The sequence below is a fragment of the Micromonospora sp. NPDC047074 genome, assembly GCF_040643815.1.
Lineage (GTDB): Bacteria > Actinomycetota > Actinomycetes > Mycobacteriales > Micromonosporaceae > Micromonospora.
In genome coordinates, this window is sequence record NZ_JBEYVB010000003.1 from 1 (window position 1) to 20582 (window position 20582).

13 protein-coding genes are annotated in these 20582 nt (G+C 72.1%); 6 read left to right on the forward strand and 7 right to left on the reverse strand.

What is annotated here, in order from left to right; genetic code table 11:
- The coding region (locus tag ABZ809_RS06860) for a C39 family peptidase (protein ID WP_357561473.1) at positions 1–272 on the reverse strand (272 nt) is incomplete at its 3' end.
- 456 nt (positions 273–728) lie between these two features.
- Here ABZ809_RS06860 and ABZ809_RS06865 point away from each other — a divergent pair.
- Together ABZ809_RS06865 and ABZ809_RS06870 are read left to right on the forward strand one after the other, a co-directional pair.
- The gene (locus ABZ809_RS06865; protein WP_357561475.1) at positions 729–1157 is read left to right on the forward strand and encodes an ArsC/Spx/MgsR family protein; all 429 of its coding nucleotides are present in this window, start codon (positions 729–731) and stop codon (positions 1155–1157) included.
- A 76-nt stretch (positions 1158–1233) separates the two neighbouring features.
- Positions 1234–2907, forward strand: a complete 1674-nt coding sequence (locus tag ABZ809_RS06870) for a right-handed parallel beta-helix repeat-containing protein (protein ID WP_357561476.1) — start codon at positions 1234–1236, stop codon at positions 2905–2907.
- Between the two features lie 13 nt (positions 2908–2920).
- Here ABZ809_RS06870 and ABZ809_RS06875 read toward each other — a convergent pair whose 3' ends face one another.
- Complete coding sequence (locus ABZ809_RS06875; protein WP_091630004.1) at positions 2921–3103, reverse strand: hypothetical protein; 183 nt, start codon at positions 3101–3103, stop codon at positions 2921–2923.
- A 19-nt stretch (positions 3104–3122) separates the two neighbouring features.
- Here ABZ809_RS06875 and ABZ809_RS06880 point away from each other — a divergent pair, with 19 nt between their 5' ends.
- The 3 genes from ABZ809_RS06880 to pulA all read left to right on the forward strand — a co-directional run bounded on the left by ABZ809_RS06880 (position 3123) and on the right by pulA (position 10251).
- Complete coding sequence (locus tag ABZ809_RS06880; RefSeq protein WP_357561477.1) at positions 3123–3815, forward strand: hypothetical protein; 693 nt, start codon at positions 3123–3125, stop codon at positions 3813–3815.
- A 96-nt stretch (positions 3816–3911) separates the two neighbouring features.
- Positions 3912–4601, forward strand: a complete 690-nt coding sequence (locus tag ABZ809_RS06885; RefSeq protein ID WP_357561478.1) for a cellulose binding domain-containing protein — start codon at positions 3912–3914, stop codon at positions 4599–4601.
- A 157-nt stretch (positions 4602–4758) separates the two neighbouring features.
- Complete coding sequence (pulA, locus tag ABZ809_RS06890) at positions 4759–10251, forward strand: pullulanase-type alpha-1,6-glucosidase (protein WP_357561479.1); 5493 nt, start codon at positions 4759–4761, stop codon at positions 10249–10251.
- Between the two features lie 111 nt (positions 10252–10362).
- On the opposite strand, the gene ABZ809_RS06895 is transcribed toward pulA, so the two are convergent.
- From ABZ809_RS06895 to ABZ809_RS06905, 3 genes are all read right to left on the reverse strand, one after another.
- Positions 10363–12027, reverse strand: a complete 1665-nt coding sequence (locus ABZ809_RS06895) for a right-handed parallel beta-helix repeat-containing protein (protein ID WP_357561480.1) — start codon at positions 12025–12027, stop codon at positions 10363–10365.
- A gap of 453 nt (positions 12028–12480) precedes the next feature.
- Complete coding sequence (locus tag ABZ809_RS06900; protein WP_357561481.1) at positions 12481–14214, reverse strand: right-handed parallel beta-helix repeat-containing protein; 1734 nt, start codon at positions 14212–14214, stop codon at positions 12481–12483.
- 751 nt (positions 14215–14965) lie between these two features.
- A complete protein-coding gene (locus ABZ809_RS06905; RefSeq protein ID WP_357561482.1) occupies positions 14966–16447 on the reverse strand; it encodes an aminopeptidase P family protein in 1482 nt (493 codons plus the stop codon).
- Positions 16448–16676: 229 nt separating this feature from the next.
- Here ABZ809_RS06905 and asnB point away from each other — a divergent pair, with 229 nt between their 5' ends.
- The gene (gene asnB, locus ABZ809_RS06910; protein WP_357561484.1) at positions 16677–18638 is read left to right on the forward strand and encodes an asparagine synthase (glutamine-hydrolyzing); all 1962 of its coding nucleotides are present in this window, start codon (positions 16677–16679) and stop codon (positions 18636–18638) included.
- A 156-nt stretch (positions 18639–18794) separates the two neighbouring features.
- On the opposite strand, the gene ABZ809_RS06915 is transcribed toward asnB, so the two are convergent.
- Both ABZ809_RS06915 and ABZ809_RS06920 read right to left on the reverse strand, forming a co-directional pair.
- Positions 18795–19913, reverse strand: coding sequence for a lytic polysaccharide monooxygenase (locus ABZ809_RS06915; protein WP_357561485.1), 1119 nt, complete (start codon positions 19911–19913; stop codon positions 18795–18797).
- Positions 19914–20189: 276 nt separating this feature from the next.
- Positions 20190–20564: a nuclear transport factor 2 family protein gene (locus ABZ809_RS06920; RefSeq protein ID WP_357561492.1), complete on the reverse strand. Its 375-nt coding sequence runs from the start codon at positions 20562–20564 to the stop codon at positions 20190–20192.
- Positions 20565–20582: the final 18 nt, after the last annotated feature.

Consider the following 20582-nt stretch of genomic DNA (forward strand, 5'->3'; position numbering starts at 1 on the left):
ATGCGCTGGGCCATGCCGTCGACGTCGATGTTCTTGCCCTGGACGCTGAGGGCGTTGCGGGCGGCGGCGGGGCCGCAGTAGTAGAAGTTGGGCTGTGCCTCGTAGCGCACGCCGAGTTCCCGCTCGCCACCCTTGCGGTCCTGGGCGACGGTGGTGGGCTTGGCCTCGGCGGGGGCGGCGAAGGCGGCGGTGACGGGGCCGGCGACGGCGCCGCCGGTGAAGGCGAGCCCGGCAGCGGTCAGAGCGGTCTTACGCAGGATGTCGGTACGCATGATGGCAGCACCTTTCGATCGGGGGTGCGCGACACACACCGTGGGGACGGGTGCCGTCGCGGGCTGAGGGAAAGGTCGAACCAGGTACGCCCTCGACGAGGGGTGGGGCGCGTCCGGGGGATGTAACGACGCGGGCTCGACTGGCATTCCGGCCGGTCGCCCCGGCCGTCGGGGCCTCGGGGGGTCACGCGCTCACGGTTGGTTACAACGACCCGGGCCCCCGACCCATGCCCACGACTCCGGTGACGCCCGCCACCCCAAACCACCCCAAACCCGACATCGCCCCCGCCCCGCCCCGCCGCGCCGCCCGCCCGCCCCGCCTCCGCGATCTTGCACTTCCTGCCCTCGCAAATCCGACATATGACGCAGATCGTGGGCACAAAGTGCAAGATCGCGGAGGCGGGGCGGCGCGGGCTGGGGCGGGGGCGGGGGCGGTAGGGCTGAGAGCATCACCGCATGGAGATCTGGAACAACCCGTCCTGTTCGAAGTGCGCCGCCGCCCGGTCCGCGCTCGACGAGGCTGGGGTCGGCTACGCGGTGCGCCCGTACCTGGACCGGCCGCCGAGCGTGGCCGAGCTGGCCGAGGTGCTGCGCCGGCTCGGTGCGCGTCCCTGGGACGTCTGCCGGACGGGGGAGCCCGCCGCGGTGGCCCGCGGCATGGCCGAGTGGCCGCGGGACGAGGCGGCCGAGCCGCGCTGGATCGAGGCGATGGTGGCCGCCCCCGAGCTGATCCAGCGGCCCCTGCTGCTGCTCGACGACGGCAGCGCGCTCGTGGGCCGTACCGCCGGGGCGCTGGCGGAGGCGTTGCGCCGCACCGGCGTGACGCCCGGCACCGGCGCGGAGCCCGGCCCTGCGGCGACCGCGCCGCCGCACCCGGCCGGGTAGCGCGTTTCCGGACACCGACGGCGGGAATGCGCCGGCCCGGAGACGAACCGACCGGATGCCGGAAGAGGAGGGTCGGATGTCGCACCAGGGCCTGTCCACCGCGGTCCCGCAGCGGCTCACGCCGGTCGCCGGGGCGCCCCTGTGGTGTGACGCGCGGGAGTTCGGGCTGCGCGGCGACGGCGTGACGAACGACCAGCCGGCGCTGTCGGCGCTGGTGGACCGCCTCGGTGAGGGCTACGCCGCCGACGGCCGGGCCCGGGTCATCTACTGCCCGCCGGGGATCTACTCGATCCGGGACGCCGGCACGGTGTGGCGCAGCGGCGTGTCGCTGATCGGCGCGGGCCCCGGGGCGACCCGGTTCCTGCTCAGCAACGAGGGGAACCGGGCCGACCCGACGCCGCTGGCCTTCTGGACCACCGTGCAGCACGGCGCGGACCGGGACCGGCACATCGCCGACTGCACCTTCGCGGACTTCGAGATCGACGGCTCCGGGGTGGCGATGGTCGAGTACAACTACCTCGCCAAGGGCCTGGGGCTCCAGTACGTCGTGCGTGGCGTTTTCCGCAACCTCTACATCCACCACACCGGGGCGACCGGCCTCGGTTGCGACTTCCTCCAGGACAGCCTGATCGACGGGGTGGTGGTGGTCGGCTGCGGCCGGCTGGACAACGGCGAGGAGATGGGTGGCGCCGGCATCGGTGTCGGTATCGGCGGGTGGGGTGAGGTGGAACGCCTCACCATCGCCAACTGCACGACCGTCGGCAACGGCACCAACGGGATCTTCCTCGAACTGCAGAAGGACTACTGGACGCCCCCGCGCGGCTACCGCATCATCGGCTGCCACAGCCAGGCCAACCGGTTCGGCATCTCCGACTGGGGCGCGGACGGCCTGATCGTCTCCGCCTGCACCCTGACCGGCAACCTGGAGGCCGGCTTCGACGTCTCGGCCAACGGCACGGCGGGCGTCGCCGGCCGGGGCGGGATCGTCACCGACTGCGTCATCGACCGCAACGTCCGCGACGGGATCAGCATGGGCAACACGCCGGGCCCGTACCTGGTCCGCGGGAACCGGATCAGCGCCAACGGGGCCCACGGCTACCACGAGCACGACCTGGGGCACGGCTACCAGGGCCCGGCGGCGGACGTGGTCATCGACAGCAACGACTTCTGGGACAACGGCCTTGACGCGATCCGGATCGACCGGCCGATGACCGACGCGGCGGTGGTGAACAACAGGATCCGCAACAACGGCCGGCGGTGCGCCCCGGCCGCCTCCGGCGGAGGCGAGTCGGTGCGTTACCACCACCGGTCCGTCACCGACCAGTCGGCGCACTGGCCCCACGACGGGCACCGGGGGAAGCTGGTGCGGGTCGGGTCACGCACTGCGGTGGTGGTGTCCAACACCGACACCGCGCTCACCCTCGCCGAGGTGCGGGCGGACTCGCCCACGGGGTGGAACGCGGACACCCCGCCACCCGGCGCGTCGTACGAGTTGCCGGCGGCGCCACCGGTGCGGGCCGGCATCACCGTCAACGCGCCGTTCGACTCGGCGACCGTGCGGGGCAACCGGATCTGGGACCACCGCGACGAGCAGACCCAGACGTACGGGTTCTGGATCACCCGCCAGGGCAGTTGCGTGTCCTGTCGGATCGAGGACAACGACTTCGCCGGCAACGCCACCGGGCCGGTGCGGTTCGACACCCCGCCGGTCGGCGGGCGCTGGGACCGCAACCACCACGACGAGGACTGACGCCGGGGGGAGGTCAGCGCGCGTCGTCGGCGGGTGCCGTGGCCTCCGCGTGCCGGTCGCGCAGCCGGGCCCGGATCTCCTCCGGGGTGTACGCCCGGCGCCGCCGTTCCGCCCGGGCGATGACCACGCCCGACGCCGCGACGCCGGCGAGACCGGCCAGCCCGAGGACCTTCCACCACCGCATCCGTTGCCGCATCGGCCTAGGGTAGACCGTCATGAGCATCAGCCTGGACGAGGCCGTGGAGCTGACCCGTACCGGCGACGTGTGGGTGTTCCGGGGGCGCAGCGTGCCGGACCGCGCCATCCAGTTCACCACCAACAGCCCGGTCAACCACGTCGGCATGGCGGTCGTGCTGGACGACATGCCGCCCCTGATGTGGCACGCCGAGCTGGGCAGGTCGCTGCCGGACATGTGGACGGGCACCCACCAGCGTGGCGTGCAACTGCACGACCTGCGGGACGCGGTCTGCGTCTGGGCGAACCGGTATGGTCAGCGGGGCTGGCTGCGCCAGCTCGACCCGCCGGCCGACGCGGAGATGGAGAAGGCGGTGCTGCGCACCGTGGCCCGCCTCGACGGCACCCCGTTCCCCTCCACCGCCCAACTCGCCTGGCGCTGGCTGCGCGGGCGGGTCCCCGCGGTCCGGGTGCCGACCCTGGGCGGCCGGGACCGGGACCACGCGGGCCCGCCGGAGCGCGACCGCTCCGGCGCGGCCGGGCGCGACCGTGCCCTGGAGACGGCGTACTGCGCGGAGGTGGTCGCGGTGACCTACGAGGCGATGGGGCTGCTGCCGGCCGGGCGGCGTCCGAACTGGTACGACCCGGGCCGGTTCTGGAGCGGCGACGATCTGGGCCTGGCCGGGGGCGCCCGGCTCGGCGCCGAGATCGAGGTGCGTGTCCCGCCGCGCTGAGGACTGGCCGGCCGGCCCGCCGGCCCGCCCGTCCGGCGGTCGCACCATGTCGCCGCCGACCGTTACTCTGCCTCGGACGACCGCAGGAGGAGGGGCATGTCCGGCACGCGCCGAACGTCGAGCAGGTCCTACGGCACGACGGCCATCGCGTCCTCGCCGTGGATCGTGGTGTCCGTCGGGGTTCTCGTGATGGTGGTCCTGCTCGCCGTCGCCCTTGGCGCCTACCGGGGGCGTGGTCCCGCGTTCGACGCGCAGCCCGCCCCGCCGCCGACCGTCGCCCTGCCCGAGCCGCCGCCGTCGGCGACGAGCCCGGCCGCGGTGGCGCGGTCGCCGAGAGCGACGCCCACGCCGTCCGGCCGCGTCACCGGCTCGCCCGCGCCGCAGCGGCCCACGCCGAGCCGTGGCGGCCCCACGCCGACGCCGGCCCCGAGCGGGGACGACGACGCGGTGCTCGTCGCGCCGCCGCCGTCGCCCGCGTCGCCGGTGAGCGGGCGGTTCCGGGTGGTGGAGTCGTACGCCGAGGGGTTCGTCGGGGAGGTGGTGGTCAGCAACGCGTCGACCGCCGGCCGCGAGTGGACGGCACGGCTGACCTTTCCGGACGGGCGACTGGGCAGCGCCTGGATCGAGGGCGCGCCACAGGGGACGGCGCGGCGGATCGACGACGGCTTCACCTACCGCCACGACCTGGCCGGGGGCGCGTCGGTCACGCTGCGGTTCTACTTCGACGGCGCGCAGAGCCGCCCGACGAGCTGCACGGTCGACGGCGGAACCTGCCACGGGCTGTAGCGGTACCGGATCTCCTTCGCAGGGGCTCGGCGCGAGACGCGCCGAGCCCCTGCTTTGCAAGCAGGCTGCCGTGTTACGACTTGGTTTGCAAGGTATTGCAGAATGTTTCGGCAAGGGCTAGCGTGCGGGCCAATCAGCGACCAGAGGAAGGCCGTCGATGAAGCCCCCGCCGATACCGCGCAAGGCGCTGCTCGCCCTCGTCTCCCTGCTCACCCTCACCCTCGTCGGCGTCCCCGTCGCCGTGCGCCAGCTCGGCGCCGACACCCCCGACGGCACCGGGCCGCTCGCCGCCGCCGGCGCCGTCCAGTGGCGTGCCGAACCGTCGGCGGAGGCGCTGCTCGCCGCCGGCAGCAGCCAGGCCCGCGCCGAACAGTTCTACTTCGTCCTGCCGGACCGGTTCGCCAACGGCGACCGCCGCAACGACACCGGCGGCCTCACCGGCGACCGGCTCACCACCGGCCTCGACCCCAGGGACAAGGGCTTCTACCACGGTGGCGACCTCAAGGGAGTCATGGACCGGCTCGACTACATCGAGGGCCTCGGCACCACGGCCATCTGGCTAGCCCCCGTCTTCAAGAACCGCCCGGTGCAGGGCAGCGGGGCCGACGTCTCCGCCGGCTACCACGGCTACTGGATCACCGACTTCACCCAGGTCGACCCGCACTTCGGCAGCAACGAGGACCTGAAGCGGCTGGTCAAGCTCGCCCACCGGCGGGGGATCAAGGTCTACCTCGACGTCATCGTCAACCACACCGCCGACGTCATCAAGTACGCCGAGAACAAGTACGGCTACGTCGACAAGGCGACGTCGCCGTACACCGACGCGCAGGGGCGCCCCTTCGAGGACCGCAACCACGCCGACGGCACCCGCAGCTTCCCCGAGGTGGACACGACGTCCTTCCCGTACACCCCGACGTTCGAGACCCCGGCCGACGCGAAGGTCAAGGTCCCGGCGTGGCTGAACGACCCGACCATGTACCACAACCGGGGCGACTCCACCTTCGCCGGGGAGAACAGCGAGTACGGCGACTTCTTCGGCCTCGACGACCTGTGGACCGAGCGCCCCGAGGTGGTGCGCGGCCTGACCAAGGTCTACTCCGACTGGGTGGCGTCCACCGGCGTCGACGGTTTCCGGCTGGACACCGTCAAGCACGCCAACCTCGACTTCTGGCCGCAGTTCAGCCAGGGCGTCGAGCGCGCCGCCGACCGCGCCGGGAAGAAGGACTTCTTCATGTTCGGCGAGGTCTACAGCGCCGACCCGGAGATCACCTCGACGTACGTGCGGCGCGGCGGGCTGCCGGCCACCCTCGACTTCGCCTTCCAGGAGGCCGCCCGCGGCTACACCGCCGGCGACGGCTCCGCGAAGGCGCTCGCCGACGTGTACGCCCGCGACGACCTCTACCGGGCCCGGGACACCGACGCGGGCCGGCTGACCACCTTCCTCGGCAACCACGACATGGGCCGGATCGGCTCGTTCATCGCCGGCGGCGGCACCGACCCGGCCACCCACCTGCGCCGCGACCAGCTCGCCCACGAGCTGATGTTCCTCACCCGCGGCCAGCCGGTGGTCTACTCCGGCGACGAGCAGGGCTTCACCGGCCCCGGCGGCGACAAGGACGCCCGGCAGGACATGTTCGCCTCGAAGACCCCCGACTACCTCGACGACGACCTGCTCGGCACCGACCGTACGCACGCCAGCGACCAGTTCGACCCCGCGCACCCGCTCTACCGGGCCATCGCCGAGCTGGGCGCGTTGCGCCAGGCGCACCCGGCCCTGCGCGACGGTGTGCAGGTCACCCGGCACGCCGCCGACGGCCCCGGCGTGTTCGCGTTCTCCCGGGTCGACCCGAAGCAGCGCACCGAGTACGTCGTCGCGGTGAACAACGCCGCGACCGCGCAGACTGTCACCGTGGACACCTGGTCGGCCGGCAGCACGTTCACCGGCGTCTACGGCGCGACGGCCGCCCCGGTCGCCGGCGCGGACGGCAAGCTCACCCTGACCGTGCCGCCGCTGTCGGCCGTGGTGCACCGCGCCGGCACGCCGATCGCGCTGCCCGACGCCGCGCCACGGATCACGATCACCGCCCCGGCGCCCGGCGAGCCAGTCGCCACGCGGGCCGCCGTCACCGCCCAGGTCACCGGCGACCCGCTGGCCACCGTCACCGTTGCCGCCCGGGTCGACGGTGGCAGGTGGACGCTGCTCGGCAGCGCCGACCAGGCCCCCCACACCGTGCACCACGACCTGACCGGGCTGGCCGGCGGTACGAAGATCGAATACAAGGCAGTCGTCCGCGACGGGAAGGGCCGCACCGCGAGCACCCGGTCCACCGCGACCGTGGGCACCCCGGCGCAGTCCGCCTCGCGCGACTGGGCGGTGGTGCACTACCAGCGCCCGGCGGGCGGCTACGACGACTGGGGGCTGTACGCCTGGGGCGACATCGACCCCGCGTACGCCACCGAATGGCCCAAAGGGCAACCGTTCGCGGGCGAGGACTCCTACGGCCGGTTCGCCTGGGTGAAGCTCAAGCCGGGCGCCAAGTCGGTCGGTTTCCTGGTGGTCGACAGGGCCGGGAACAAGGACGTCGGGCAGGACCGGACGATCGACGTGACGCAGACCGGCGAGATCTGGGTCAAGCAGGGCGACCCGGCGGTCTACCCGACCCGGCAGGCCGCCACGGGCGAGCCCGACCCGCCTGTCGAAGACGGCACCGCCGTCGTCCACTACCGCCGGGCCGACGGCAACTACGACGGCTGGGGCCTGCACCTGTGGGACGGCGCCGCCAACCCGACGGACTGGGCCACGCCGCTGCCCCCGGCCCGCGTCGACGCCTTCGGCGCGGTGTTCCGGGTGCCGCTCGCGGCCGGGGCCACCGGGCTGAGCTACATCATCCACTCCGGAGACGAGAAGGACCTGCCGACCGACCAGCGGCTCGACTTCGCCGACGCCGGCCGCGAGGTGTGGCTGCTCGCCGCCACCCCCGGGCGGCTGCGGCCGTCCACGGCGTCCAGCACCGCCGGGAACGTCGACATCATGAAGCAGCAGGCGCACTGGATCGACCGCTCGACCGTCGCCTGGCAGGCCGGGCCCACCGACGGCAGGACGTACGCCCTGGTCGCCGCCCCAACCGGCGGGGTGACAGTCGCCGACGGGGAACTGGTCGGGACGTACACCGAACTGCCCTTGACCGCGCAGCGCAACGGGCTCACCGAGGCCCAGCGCGCGGCGTTCCCGCACCTGTGGGCTTACCACGGGTTCACGCTCGACCGGCGGGACCTGGCGAAGGTCCCGGCGGCGCTGCGCGGGCAGCTCCTGGTGACCGAGCGGGACGCCGAGGGCCCCCTGCTCGCCGCGACCGGCGTGCAGATCCCCGGCGTGCTCGACGACGTCTACGCGCCGGCCACCGACGCGCGGCTCGGGCCGACCTTCGCCGGCGGGGTGCCGACGCTGGCGGTCTGGGCGCCCACCGCCCGCACGGTCTCGCTCCAGCTCTTCGACTCGCCGACGGCGTCGCCGAGGACGGTGGCGATGCGCCGGGACGACCGCACCGGCGTCTGGTCCGTGCGCGGCGCCCGCGACTGGACCGGCCGGTACTACCGCTACCAGGTCCAGGCCTGGCAGCCGGCGGCGCAGCGTGTGGTCACGGCGGCGGTGACCGACCCGTACTCGCTGGCCCTCGCGCCGGACTCCACGCACAGCCAGATCGTGGACCTCGCCGACCCGGCGCTCGCACCGGCGGGCTGGGCGACGCTGCGCAAGCCGGCGGCGGTGCCGCCGACCAAGGTGCAGATCTCCGAACTGTCCGTGCGGGACTTCTCCGTCGCCGACAGCACCGTGCCGGCCGAGCGGCGGGGCACCTTCCTCGCCTTCACCGACCCGGGCACCGCCGGGATGAAGCACCTCAAGGCGCTCGGCGACGCCGGGGTCACCCACCTGCACCTGCTGCCCGCGTTCGACTTCGCCACGATCCCCGAGCGGCGGGCCGACCAGCGGCAGCCGGCCTGCGACCTGGCCGCGCTGCCGCCGGACTCCGCGGAACAGCAGAAGTGCGTCGCGGCCGTCGCGGACACCGACGGCTACAACTGGGGGTACGACCCGCTGCACTACACGGTGCCGGAGGGCGGTTACGCCGTCGACCCGGCCGGTGCGCGGCGCACCACGGAGTTCCGGCAGATGGTGGCCGGGGTCAACGGCGCCGGGCTGCGCGTGGTGATGGACGTCGTCTACAACCACACCTCGGCGGCGGGCACCGACCCGAAGTCGGTGCTCGACCAGGTGGTGCCCGGCTACTACCACCGGCTGCTGCCCGACGGCGCCGTGGCCAACTCCACCTGCTGCGCCAACACCGCCCCCGAGCACGCCATGATGGGCAAGCTGGTGGTGGACTCGCTGGTCACCTGGGCCAGGGCGTACAAGGTGGACGGGTTCCGGTTCGACCTGATGGGCCACCACCCGAAGGCGAACATCCTGGCCGTACGCGAGGCGCTGGACAGGCTGACGGTCGCCCGCGACGGCGTGGACGGGAAGAAGATCCTGCTCTACGGCGAGGGCTGGAACTTCGGCGAGGTCGCGGACGGCGCCCGGTTCGTGCAGGCCACCCAGGCCAACATGGCCGGCACGGGGATCGGCACGTTCAACGACCGGCTCCGCGACGCGGTCCGGGGCGGTGGGCCGTTCGACGCCAACCCCCGGGTGCAGGGCTTCGCCTCCGGCCTGTTCACCGACCCCAACGGCGACGACGTGAACGGTTCGGCGGCCGAGCAGCGGGCCCGGCTGCTGCACCAGCACGACCTGATCAAGGTGGGTCTCACCGGCAACCTGCGCGGGTACCGGTTCACCGACTCGTCGGGCCGGCAGGTCACCGGCGCGCAGGTCGACTACAACGGCTCGCCCGCCGGCTACACCGCCGCGCCGGGGGAGGCGGTCACCTACGTCGACGCGCACGACAACGAGATCCTGTACGACGCGCTGGCGTACAAGCTGCCGCAGGACACCCCGGCGGCGGACCGCGCCCGGATGCAGGTGCTCGCGCTGGGCACGGTGCTGATGGGACAGGGGACCGGGTTCGTCACCACCGGCACGGAGCGGCTGCGCTCGAAGTCGCTGGACCGCAACTCGTACAACTCCGGGGACTGGTTCAACCAGATCCGGTGGAACTGCGCCCAGGGCAACGGGTTCGGCACCGGCCTGCCGCCCGCGCAGGACAACCAGGACAAGTGGCCGTACGCCAAGCCGCTGCTGGCCGACCCGGCGCTGGTGCCGGACTGCGCCGCGATCACCATGACCGACGCCCGGTACGCCGAGCTGCTGAAGATCCGGGCCTCCTCGCCGGTCTTCGGGCTGACCACCGCCGAGCAGGTGCAGAGGCGGGTGGCGTTCCCGCTCTCCGGCACCGCCGAGACCCCCGGCGTGCTCACCATGACGCTGGACGGCCGGGGCCTCGACGGGCGGTGGAAGTCGGTGACGGTGGTCTTCAACGCCACCCCGGAACCGGCGACGCAGCGGCTGACCGGGCTGCGTGGGGCGGACGTCGCGCTGCACCCGGTGCTGCGGACCTCGGCGGACGAGACGCTGCGGGCGGCGTCCTTCGACCGGGCGAGCGGCACGTTCAGCGTGCCGGCGCGCAGCGTGGCGGTCTTCGTGCAGAGCTGACCGCGGTCGACGCGCGACGCGAACCGGCCCCCTCCCGCGTGGTGCGGGAGGGGGCCGGTTCCTGTCCGGTCGTCGTCCGGCCGGCGTCGGCCGTCCGTCGCCCGAGAGCGATCAGCCGAAGCAGTTGGGCACGTTCGACGGGCTGCCCTTGCAGTTCGTCGGGTCGTTGCCCTTGATCGCGGACTTGTCGTCGACCTCGACCTTGCCGCCGAAGTTGAACACCCCGCCCGGCTTGTGGGTGGAGGAGTTGCCGGCGACCTTCGTGTCGTGCAGGCTGACCTTGCCGAACACGTTGAAGATGCCGCCGCCGATGCCGATCAATCCGGGGGCCTGGTTCCCGACGATGTCGCTGTCGCGGAACGTGACCCGGCTGAACAGGTTGAACACGCCGCCACCGAAGAACCCGGCGACGTTCTCCTTGATCTCGCTCTTCTCGACCGTGGCGTTGGCCTGGAAGGCCAGCGCCAGGCCGCCGCCGACACCCCCGGTGACGTTCTTCGCGATGAGGACGTGCTTCAGGTAGAGCTGGCTGTCGTCCGCCGCCGCGATGCCGCCACCGGCGATCAGCGCCGTGTTGTCGGTGATCTTCGAGTGCTGGATGGTGGTGTTGCCCTCGATGTCGAGCAGACCGCCGCCGAACCCGTAGGTGTTGTTCCCGCTGATCTCGGTCTTCTCGATCGACACCGTGCCGCCGTCGACGTCGTCGCGGAAGATGCCCGGGGCGCCGTTGGAGATGCCGGCGCCGCCGATCCCGGCGTTGTTGTGCGTGACGTTCGACTCCTCGACCCGGAGCACCCCGGCGTTCAGGATGCCGCCGCCGAAGAAGAAGGCGGTGTTCTCGGCGACCGTGGTGTGGCGCAGGCTGGTCTTGCCGAAGTTGGCGATCCCGCCGCCGTTGCCGCCGGCCTGGTTCCGCACGATGTGGCTCTTCTCGATGTCGGCCGTGCCGCCGGGCTGCACCAGGATGCCGGCGCCGTCGTTGGCCTCCGGCTCCTCCAGCACGCCCGCGTCGGCCTTGGCCGCGGCCTGCGCCGCCGCCGCGCCCTTCGGCGCGGCCTGGAGCAGCGGCAGGTACGGCTTGCCGGCCTTGGCCGCCGCCGTCGCCTCGACGGAGTTGGCGTACCGGGACCACACCGCCTCCGGGGTCACCAGGGGGTCCTTCTTCCGCTCCAGGGTCTTCCCGTTCTTGATGGTCAGGCCCTTGAGCGTCAGGTGCCCGCCGCTGCCCACGTTCAGGATCCGGAAGTGGTCGGCCGTGGCGTCCCGCTCGATCTTCGTGTCGTGGCCCTTGAGCGTGATCTTCTCCTTGATCACGGGCAGGCCGTTGCCGTAGTTGTCGGACCGGGTCAGCGTGTAGGTGCAGTCCTTCGCCAGATCCAGCTCGCCACCGTGGTTGTTGTTGGCGAAGATGATCGCCTGGATCAGCTTGTCGGAGTCGCAGGGCACCTCCCTCCCGCGGTCCTTGTGGTCCCGGTTCTTGTCGTGCCGGTCCCGGCCCTCTTCGCCCTCGCGGCCCTCTTCGCCCTCGCGGCCCTCCTCGCCCTCGCGGCCCTTCTCCTCGCGGTCGGCGCCCTGCTCGCCGTCCTTGCTGACCTGCTGGGCGGTGGACCACTTCAGGCCGTCCGTGCCGACGGCACCGGCGCCGGTGGCGACACCCACGGCGGCGAGACTGACCACGCCGGTCAACCCGGCCACACCGCTGGCGAGCCAGAGCTTGCGGCGGCGTTTGGCCGCCACCGCCCGCTCGGAGTCGTTGTTCGTTAGGTAGTTGGACATCGGAGCTCTCTGCCCTCTCCTCGTACCAGACAGGGTCGCGGCGCCACAGGCGAGCGTCCCCTGCTACAAATCGGTTGTAGCTCCCGAACCAGACAGTATGAGAATGTTCCTCGCTTCGCGGTCATATCTGAAAAAGGCCCACATTCGGTGCGAGGGCCCCTCGTGCGGTGCGGACGGGCCGAGCCGGTCGATCGGCCGCAGGAGCGCCGGTAGGTGAGGCGAGCGGCTAGGCCACGTGGCCGATCCCAGGTGGCCACGATCGGCGCGGAACGGCCAGCGGGCGGGTAGGCGGTCACGGGACCATCGGCGGCCATGGGGGCGTTGGCGGCCGCGAATGGGCCGACGGCTGCGAGCGGGTCGGCGGCCGCAGGAACGGCGGACGCGAGGGCCCCTCCGGGCCGCCTGGCGGTGGCGCGGAGGAGCCCTCTTCTATGTGGTGGTGCCGTCCGGCGTTCAGCCGAAGCAGCGGTCGGGAATGACCGGGCTGCCCTCGCAGTTCGTGGGTCGGTTGTCGGTGACGGCGGACTTCCGGTCGATGAAGACCCGGTCGTTGTTGGTCCAGATGCCGCCCGGCGGCTCGGTGGCGAGGTTGTGGGCCACCTTCGTGCTGATCAGCCTGATCGTGCCGAAGTCGTTCACGAGGCCGCCGCCCACCCCGTACGGGCCGATCGCCTGGTTCGCCAGGACCTCGCTGTCCCGCAGGACGACGCTGCCCTCGTCGTTGAACAGGCCTCCGCCGGAGTCGCCCCTGGCGACGTTCTCCCTGATCACGCTGTTCTCGATCACGGCGTTGCTGCCTCCGCCGACGCCGATGCCGCCAGCCTCGTCGTCGGCGTAGTTCCTGGCGACCAGGACGTGCTCGAGGGAGAGCCTGCTGTCGCTGAAGCCGACCAGCCCGCCGACGTCCGCGCCAGCCGTGTTGTCCGTGATCTCGCTCTGGGTGATCGTGGTCTCACCCTCGTTGTCGAAGATGCCACCGCCGATGACGGAAGTCCGGTTGTGGCTGATCTTGCTCTTCCAGATCCAGACGGTGCCGCCGCCGAGCGTCGGGCCGGTCAGGGCCGCGCCGTTGGCGATGCCGCCGCCGCCCGCCCCGGCGGCGTTCTGTGCCACCTTGGACTCCTCGACCCGCAGCACCCCGGTGTTGAAGACGCCGCCGCCGAACCCGTTGGCGCTGTTCTCCTCGACCGCGGTGTGGCGCAGGCTGGTGGTGCCGAAGTTGGCGATGCCACCGCCGTTCCCGCCGGCGTTGTTCTGCACGATCTTGCTGTACTCGATGTCGGCGCGGCCGCCTTGCTGGACCAGGATGCCCGCCCCGTCGGCGCCTGCAAGCGTGGGCCCGGTCGTCGCGGCGTCATCGGGCTCGACAACCGGAGTGGCGGACGGGCCTGACGTAGCGGACGACGGCGTGGGCGCCGCCATGGCGGGCTTGCGGGCAGGAGTCTCCGCGACCTTCGTCGGGTCGGAGCGCCCGAACAGCGGGGTCGGGGGCGGGGCCATCTTCCGGGGGGCGGTCTGCCCGCCCTTGATGGTCACGTCCTTCAGCGTCAGGTGGCCGCTGCTTCCGACGTTCAGGATCCGGAACCGCTCGGTCGCTGCCGCCCTGACGATCTTGGTGTCCTCGCCCTTGAGGACGATCGACTCCTTGATCACGGGCAGGCCGTTGCCGTGCTCGCTGCGCGTCAGCTCGTAGGTGCAGTGCTTGGCGAGTTCCAGCGTCGCGCCGTCGTTCTTGTTGGCGTGTGTGATCGCCTGGATGAGCTTGTCGGTGTCGCAGGGCACCTTCTTGGTCCGGCCGTCGTGCTTCCGGTCGGCGGAGCCGCCGCTGCGGTCGCCACCGGACCACTCGCCCTCGCCCTTACCGGCCTCGTTGCCCGTACCGGTCTCCTTGCCCTTGCCAGCCTCGTCGTCGGCCGTGCCGGCGTCGCTCTTGCCGGCCTCGCTCTTGCCGGCCTCGTCGTCGGCCGCGCCGGCGTCGCTGACGTTCTGCCTAGGGGCCGACGCCTGGGCGTCGGAGAGTCGGTCGGTGTCGCCAGGCTTGTCGCGGGCGGTCAGGCCGCCCAGCGCCGCCAGGCCGACGACGCCGGTCAGCCCGGCCACGCCGGCGGCCAGCCAGAGCTTGCGCCGCCCTCGCATCGGTGTGCCCGCGGGCGGGCCACCGTCAGGTCTCGTTACGTCATCGGACATCGGAGCCTTCCGCCCTTTCGTGCTCTCAAAGGGACCGCACCAGGCAATACAGTGCGACCAGCCACAAATCGGTTGCAGCCTCCGTTGACCACGGTATGAGAAGGTTCTTCGCGATGAGGACTTATCTGAAAAAAGCCCATATTCGTCTCAGTGTGGCCGTCCGTCGGCAGCCGATCCAGCCTGAGGCGGGGTTCGTGGTGCCCACGCCATCCCGCTCCGGTCCAAGATCGCGCTGTTTCGCGGAAGTAGTGGCCTCGCCAGCTAGGGAGGCCACTACTTCCGCAAAACAGCGCGATCTTGGGAGTCGGATCCTGGGTATGCGGCTCTGTGGCGTCGGCCTGGGGCATCGGTTCTGGGGGCGGGCCTTGGATGAGGTGGCGTCCGGCATGAAGGCAACGCGAGCAGTGCACACGTCGTCGGCTGCCGAGGTGGAGCGGCCCCGCTCAGGTGCCCCGCCTGGGTCGACTCCGAATCGGAGAAGCCATCAGGCGACGACCAGCCGTCCCGGCTGCCTGGGCATTGGTGGTGTCCCACGTTCGTGGTGCCCGCGATCTTGCACTCATGGCCCACGGGACGCTGGCTTTGTGCGTTTTGTCCGGGCACAAAGTGCAAGATCGCGAAGTTTCGGGCGACATCCGGACGGGGTACCTGGCTCGGGCCGGCGACAGCGGCGCCGGGCCCGGGTCTGGACGGCGAACAGCCCGGCCGCGACGTGGGTCGCGACCGGGCCGGGGGCAGGAGGGTGGGTGGCTCAGCCGGGCAGGCGGGGGCCGGCCTCGCGCTGCTCGGCCAGCCAGGTCTCCACCTCGTCGGCGCCGCGCGGCAGCCCGGCACTGAGGTTCACCGCGCCGGTCGCGGTGACGAGGATGTCGTCCTCGATCCGGATGCCGACGCCACGCAGCTCCTCGGGGACCAGCTCGTCCTCCGGCTGGAAGTAGAGGCCGGGCTCGACGGTGAGCACGTGGCCCTCGCCCAGCGTGCCGTCCCGGTACTTCTCCTTGCGGGCGTTCGCGCAGTCGTGCACGTCGATGCCGAGCATGTGGCTGGTGCCGTGCAGCGTCCAGCGCCGGTAGACCGTCGACCGCCCGTCCATCGCCTCGTCGACGCTCACCGGCAGCAGACCCAGGTCGGACAGCGCCTGGGCGAGGACCCGCATGGCGGCCAGGTGGATCTCCCGGAACGGCACGCCGGGCCGGATGGCGTCGATGCCGGCCTGCTGCGCGGCGTGCACGGCCTCGTAGACCTGGCGCTGCAACGGGGTGAACCGGCCGTCGACCGGCAGCACCCGGGTGACGTCGGCGGTGTACAGGTTGCGGTTCTCCACGCCCATGTCCATCAGCAGCAGCTCGCCGGGCCGGGTGGCGCCGTGGTTGTGCACCCAGTGCAGGATCGTGGCGTGCTCGCCCGCGCCGACGATCGAGCCGTACCCGACGTCGTTGCCGTCGTGCCGGGCGCGCAGCGCGAAGATCCCCTCCAGCAGGCGCTCGGAGACGGCGCGGTCCGCCGGCAGCGCCCGGGCCACGTCCTCGAACCCCCGGACGGTCGCGTCGACCGCCTCCTGGAGCTGGGCGATCTCCCACTCGTCCTTGACCAGCTTCAGCTCCGAGACGGCGACTGCCAGCTCCCGGTCGCGCCCCGGCCGCCCCTCGGCGCGGCGGTCGTCGTACGGGCGCACGGCCGCGTCCACCCGTGCGTCGAAGCCGCGCAGCACCCGGGTACGACCGGGTGCCAGGTCGGCCAGCGCCGCGTCCAGCTCGGTCAGGTCCGCGGTGGGCAGCCCCAGCTCGGTCGACTTCTCGGCCAGCGTGTGCCGGCGGCCGACCCACAGCTCGCCGTTGCGGCTGCGGAAGAACTCGTCGGTCTGCCGCGACGAACGGGGCCGCATGTACAGCGTGGCGTCGTGCCCCGAGCCGTTCGGCCGGAGCACGAGCACGCCGTCCGGGTCGTGGTCCCCGGTCAGGTAGGCGAAGTCGCTGCCCGGGCGGAAGGGGTGGTTGGTGTCGTTGGCGCGTACCTTCTCGCCACCGGTCGGGATCACCAGGGTCTCGCCCGGGAACGCCGCCGAGAGCGCGGCGCGGCGCTTGGCGTGGTTCGGCATCTCCGGCCGGGGGGCGACCGGCAGCGTCGTGTCCCGCCACCCCTGCCGCATGAACGCCAGGAACGCCTCCGGGAAGTCCGGATCGTGCGACTCGGTGCCGTCCGCCGGTCTGCTGTCGGTGCGTTCCTCGGTCATGCTCCGCTCCTCCGCGTCGTTGCAGGTCAGACCGTACCGCGCGGGGCGGCGGGCGGGTCGCGCCGGGACGGGCGGTCAGCACACCGGGTGGCGGAGAATCGGTCGCTCGACGCCGCCCGCACGGGCATCCGGTCGGCGGCGACCCGGAACGCGCGGGCCGGGCAGCGTCGCGGCGCGGAGCCCAGCGGTGCCGCGACGCCCGCGCGGGCCGCGTGGAAAGATGTCCACCATGTGCGGACTCCTGGCCTTCTTCAGCGCGCGCGGCGATGCCGCCGCCCACCGCGACAACATCGCCGGGGCGTTGGAATGCCTGCACCACCGCGGCCCGGACGAGACCGGTGTCGAGGTGGTCGGCGACGCCTCCGGCCGGTACGCGGACGGGGTGTTCGCGCACAAGCGGCTCGCGATCATCGACGTGGCCTCCAGCCAAGAGCCCCTGTCCTACGCGAACGGGCGCTACCTGCTCACCTTCAACGGCGAGATCTACAACTACATCGAGCTGCGCGAGGAACTGATCCGGGACTTCGGCGCGCAGTTCGCCACCGCCGGGGACGGCGAGGTGATCGTCGCCGGCTTCCACTACTGGGGTGAGCAGGTGCTCACCCGGCTGCGCGGCATGTTCGCCTTCGTCATCTGGGACCGGCAGGCGCGCCGCGCGTTCGGTGGGCGGGACTACTTCGGCATCAAGCCGCTGCACTACCTGGAGACGGCCGACGGCCTCTACCTGGCCTCGGAGAAGAAGGCGCTGCTGCCCTTCGCGCACTCCAACTACCAGGGCGACGCCGGCATCGACACGGCCAACCTCAGCCACTACCTGACCCTCCAGTACGTGCCCGAGCCCGGCACCCTGCACAAGGGGATCAGCCGGATCGGCTCCGGGGAGTACCTCACCTGGACCCCGGGCGGGCGGATCGACGTGCGCCGGTGGTACCGGCCGGTGTTCCGGCCCACCCCGGTCGCCGACGAGCAGCGGCTCTACCACGAGATCCGGGAGACGCTGCGGGAGAGCGTCCGGATGCACATGCGCTCGGACGTGCCGGTGGGCTCGTTCCTCTCCAGCGGGATCGACTCGACCGCGGTGGTCGCGTTGGCGCGGGAGTTCAACCCGAACATCCTCACCTTCACCGTCGGCTACGACGTCCCGGGCTACTCGGAGATCGACGTCGCCCAGGACTCGGCCCGGCACCTCGACGTGACCACCATCCCGACCAAGATCGGGCCGTACGACATGATCGAGGCGCTGCCGAAGATCGTGTGGCACCTGGACGACCCGGTGGCCGACCCGGCGCTGGTGCCGTTGTACTTCGTGGCGAAGAAGGCCGCCGAGCACGTCACCGTGGTCCTCTCCGGCGAGGGCGCCGACGAGTTCTTCGGCGGCTACACCATCTACCGCGAGCCGCTGTCGCTCGGCACGGTGAACGGGCTGCCCGGCGGCGTGCAGAAGGGGCTGCGCGCGGTCTCCAAGGCGATCCCGCAGGGGGTCAAGGGCAAGAGCTTCCTGGAGCGCGGCACCACCCCGATCGAGCAGCGCTACTACGGCAACGCCCGGATGTTCACCGAGGAGGAGAAGCAGCACCTGCTGCGCCGCTACGACCCCTCCGTCCGCTACACCGACGTCACCGCGCCGATCTACGCCGAGTGCACCGAGCTCGACGACGTCACCAAGATGCAGTACGTCGACCTCTACACCTGGCTGCGCGGCGACATCCTGGTCAAGGCCGACCGGATCTCGATGGCGCACTCGCTGGAGGTGCGGGTGCCCTTCCTGGACCGGGCGGTCTTCGACGTGGCGTCGCGGATCCCGGTGGACCTCAAACTCCCGCCCCGCTCCGACGCCACCAAGTACGCGATGCGCCAGGCCCTCCAGGGCGTCGTGCCGCCGGCCATCGTCAACCGCAAGAAGCTCGGCTTCCCGACCCCCACCCGGGTCTGGCTGCGCGGCGAGATGTACGAGTGGGCCCGGCACGTGCTGTCCACCTCGGGCGCCGGTGACCTGCTCGACCTGTCGTACGCGATGCGGCTGCTGGAGGAGCACAAGCGGGAGGAGGCCGACCACTCCCGCAAGGTGTGGACGGTGCTGATCTTCTGCATCTGGCACGCCATCTTCGTCGCCAAGACCCTCGACCCGGGCATCCAGCGCAACCAGTCCGCCCTGCTCACCAAGCCGGTGGTCGGCTCCATGGTCCGCTGACCTCCGCCCCGCCGCGTCGCCCCCGCCCCCCGCCTGGCCGGCGGCCACGCCGCCGATCAAGAGGTTTGCGTCCCCGGAATCGTTCCCGGAGGACGCAAACCTCTTGATCACTTCAGGGGCCGGGCCCGGGCCCGGGGTTGGGCCCGGGTCGGGGTCTCAGCGGCCGGAGCAGGTGACCGTCGGCAGGGTGTTGGTGCCGTTGGTGGTGGCGACGAAGCCGAAGGTCGTGGTGCCCTCCGGGGCTATCGTGCCGTTGTACGGCGCGTTGGTCACGGTGACCGAGGAGCCGGATGTGCTCAGCGTGCCGCTCCACAGGCTGTTGATGGTCTGCCCGCTGGGCCACGTCCAGTTGGCCGTCCACCCCGACCAGGTCGACGAGCTGTGGTTCATGATCGTGACCTCGCCCTGGAAGCCGCCGTTCCAGGTGCCGACCACCTTGAAGACCGGCATGCAGTCCCCGCCGTGCGGCGGCGGCGTGGTCGGGTTGGGCGGGGGAGTGGTCGGGTTGGGCGGCGGGGTCGTCGGGTTGGGCGGGGGAGTGGTCGGGTTGGGCGGCGGCGTACCGCCCGGGCCGACCCCGGTGACCTCGCCGTTGCCGCCGTCGAAGGTGACGTCCGAGCAGCCGAAGAAGTTCTCCTGGCTGTCGGAGCGGACCCACCGGGAGTAGATGAGGTGCCGGCCGCTCTTGTTGGTGGGCAGGTTGCCACTGAAGTAGTAGTGCCCGTCGTTGGTGCCGCTGGAGCCGCGCTGCGGCGGGTTGGTCACCGTCAGGAACGGCTCCTCCAGGTCGCTCCACGCCAGCGGCCGGTTCGGGCTCCAGCTGTCCTTCGTGACGTAGAAGTAGAACGTGCCCGGGTGGTGGGCCCAGTTGCTGTAGCGGTACTCCATGTGGGCCCCGGCGGTCAGGTGCGTCAGCGGCCAGTCGTTGCGGGCCAGGTCGTAGCCGGCGAAGCCCGGGTTGCCGCCGCTGCACAGCTTGCCGTCGGGGATGAAGCCGACGGTCCGGCCGGCGGCGTCGGAGCGCAGCACGCTGAACCAGTTGTAGAGCGAGTTGGCCCCGCTCTGGGCCACGGCGGCGGAACAGGCGGGATTGTTGGGCTTGATCTCGCCGGTGCTGCTGAGGCCGTCCTTCCAGCAGAGGAAGGTCCGGCTGCCGGGGGCCATCGGGGTGCCGTGCGCGGCGGCGGGGTCGGGCCCCGCCGTCACGGCGATGGCGCCCATGAGAAGGGTCGCGGCCGCGGTGAGCAACGCGGCGGTGCGGGATCGATGGGACACGGGTTCTCCTCACTCGCGGGACGCGGGCGCCCCGCGGGCAACGCGTGGGGTGGCAGCGCCGGCCGCCCCGCTGCGACGTGGTCACGACGGTCGCGGCGGACGTGCCCGGCGCGGATGGCCGGCGGAACGTGCGCCGCCGGCCGGCCCGACTCGCGGGCCGGTGCCCTCGCGTGGATGTCAACCCGGCGCCGGTGGTGCGGCAGCCCCCGCACCTGCCCGGCAAGCGCCATCCCACCACGGGGACGGGACGACGCGCAATAGTTGTAGCTCGATGTGTCAATAGCGCTCGACGAGGTGTTCCCGGCCGGGCGGCGGCTCGTAGGGCTCCGGCCAGAACTCGGTGACGGCGCGGATGAGGCCGGCGTCGTCCAGGTCGAAGAAGCTCGTCGCGTCGAGCTGCGCGTCGTGGTGGACGCAGCTGATCCAGGTGGCGGCGTGCCGGCCCGAGCCCACCGCCCGGGTCACCGTCAGGTGCCAGCCGTCGGGGTACTCCTGGTTGAACCGCAGGAACCTGGCGCGGCCGGTGATCCGCTCCCTGGTCTGCGGCAGGTGGTAGACCACGTCGTCGGCGAGCAGCCGGCCGAACGCCGCCCAGTCTCTCGCCTCGCACGCCTCCCAGTAGGCCGATACGACGGCTTCAGCGTTCGTCATGGCGCCTAATGTGCCAGC

What these genes read in the sequence shown, in the direction of transcription:
- ABZ809_RS06865 (WP_357561475.1), top strand. Translation starts at nt 729, where the DNA reads ATGGAGATCTGGAACAACCCGTCCTGTTCGAAGTGCGCCGCCGCCCGG.
- ABZ809_RS06870 (WP_357561476.1), top strand. Translation starts at nt 1,234, where the DNA reads ATGTCGCACCAGGGCCTGTCCACCGCGGTCCCGCAGCGGCTCACGCCG.
- ABZ809_RS06875 (WP_091630004.1), bottom strand. Translation starts at nt 3,103, where the DNA reads ATGCGGCAACGGATGCGGTGGTGGAAGGTCCTCGGGCTGGCCGGTCTC.
- ABZ809_RS06880 (WP_357561477.1), top strand. Translation starts at nt 3,123, where the DNA reads ATGAGCATCAGCCTGGACGAGGCCGTGGAGCTGACCCGTACCGGCGAC.
- ABZ809_RS06885 (WP_357561478.1), top strand. Translation starts at nt 3,912, where the DNA reads ATGTCCGGCACGCGCCGAACGTCGAGCAGGTCCTACGGCACGACGGCC.
- pulA (WP_357561479.1), top strand. Translation starts at nt 4,759, where the DNA reads ATGAAGCCCCCGCCGATACCGCGCAAGGCGCTGCTCGCCCTCGTCTCC.
- ABZ809_RS06895 (WP_357561480.1), bottom strand. Translation starts at nt 12,027, where the DNA reads ATGTCCAACTACCTAACGAACAACGACTCCGAGCGGGCGGTGGCGGCC.
- ABZ809_RS06900 (WP_357561481.1), bottom strand. Translation starts at nt 14,214, where the DNA reads ATGTCCGATGACGTAACGAGACCTGACGGTGGCCCGCCCGCGGGCACA.
- ABZ809_RS06905 (WP_357561482.1), bottom strand. Translation starts at nt 16,447, where the DNA reads ATGACCGAGGAACGCACCGACAGCAGACCGGCGGACGGCACCGAGTCG.
- asnB (WP_357561484.1), top strand. Translation starts at nt 16,677, where the DNA reads ATGTGCGGACTCCTGGCCTTCTTCAGCGCGCGCGGCGATGCCGCCGCC.
- ABZ809_RS06920 (WP_357561492.1), bottom strand. Translation starts at nt 20,564, where the DNA reads ATGACGAACGCTGAAGCCGTCGTATCGGCCTACTGGGAGGCGTGCGAG.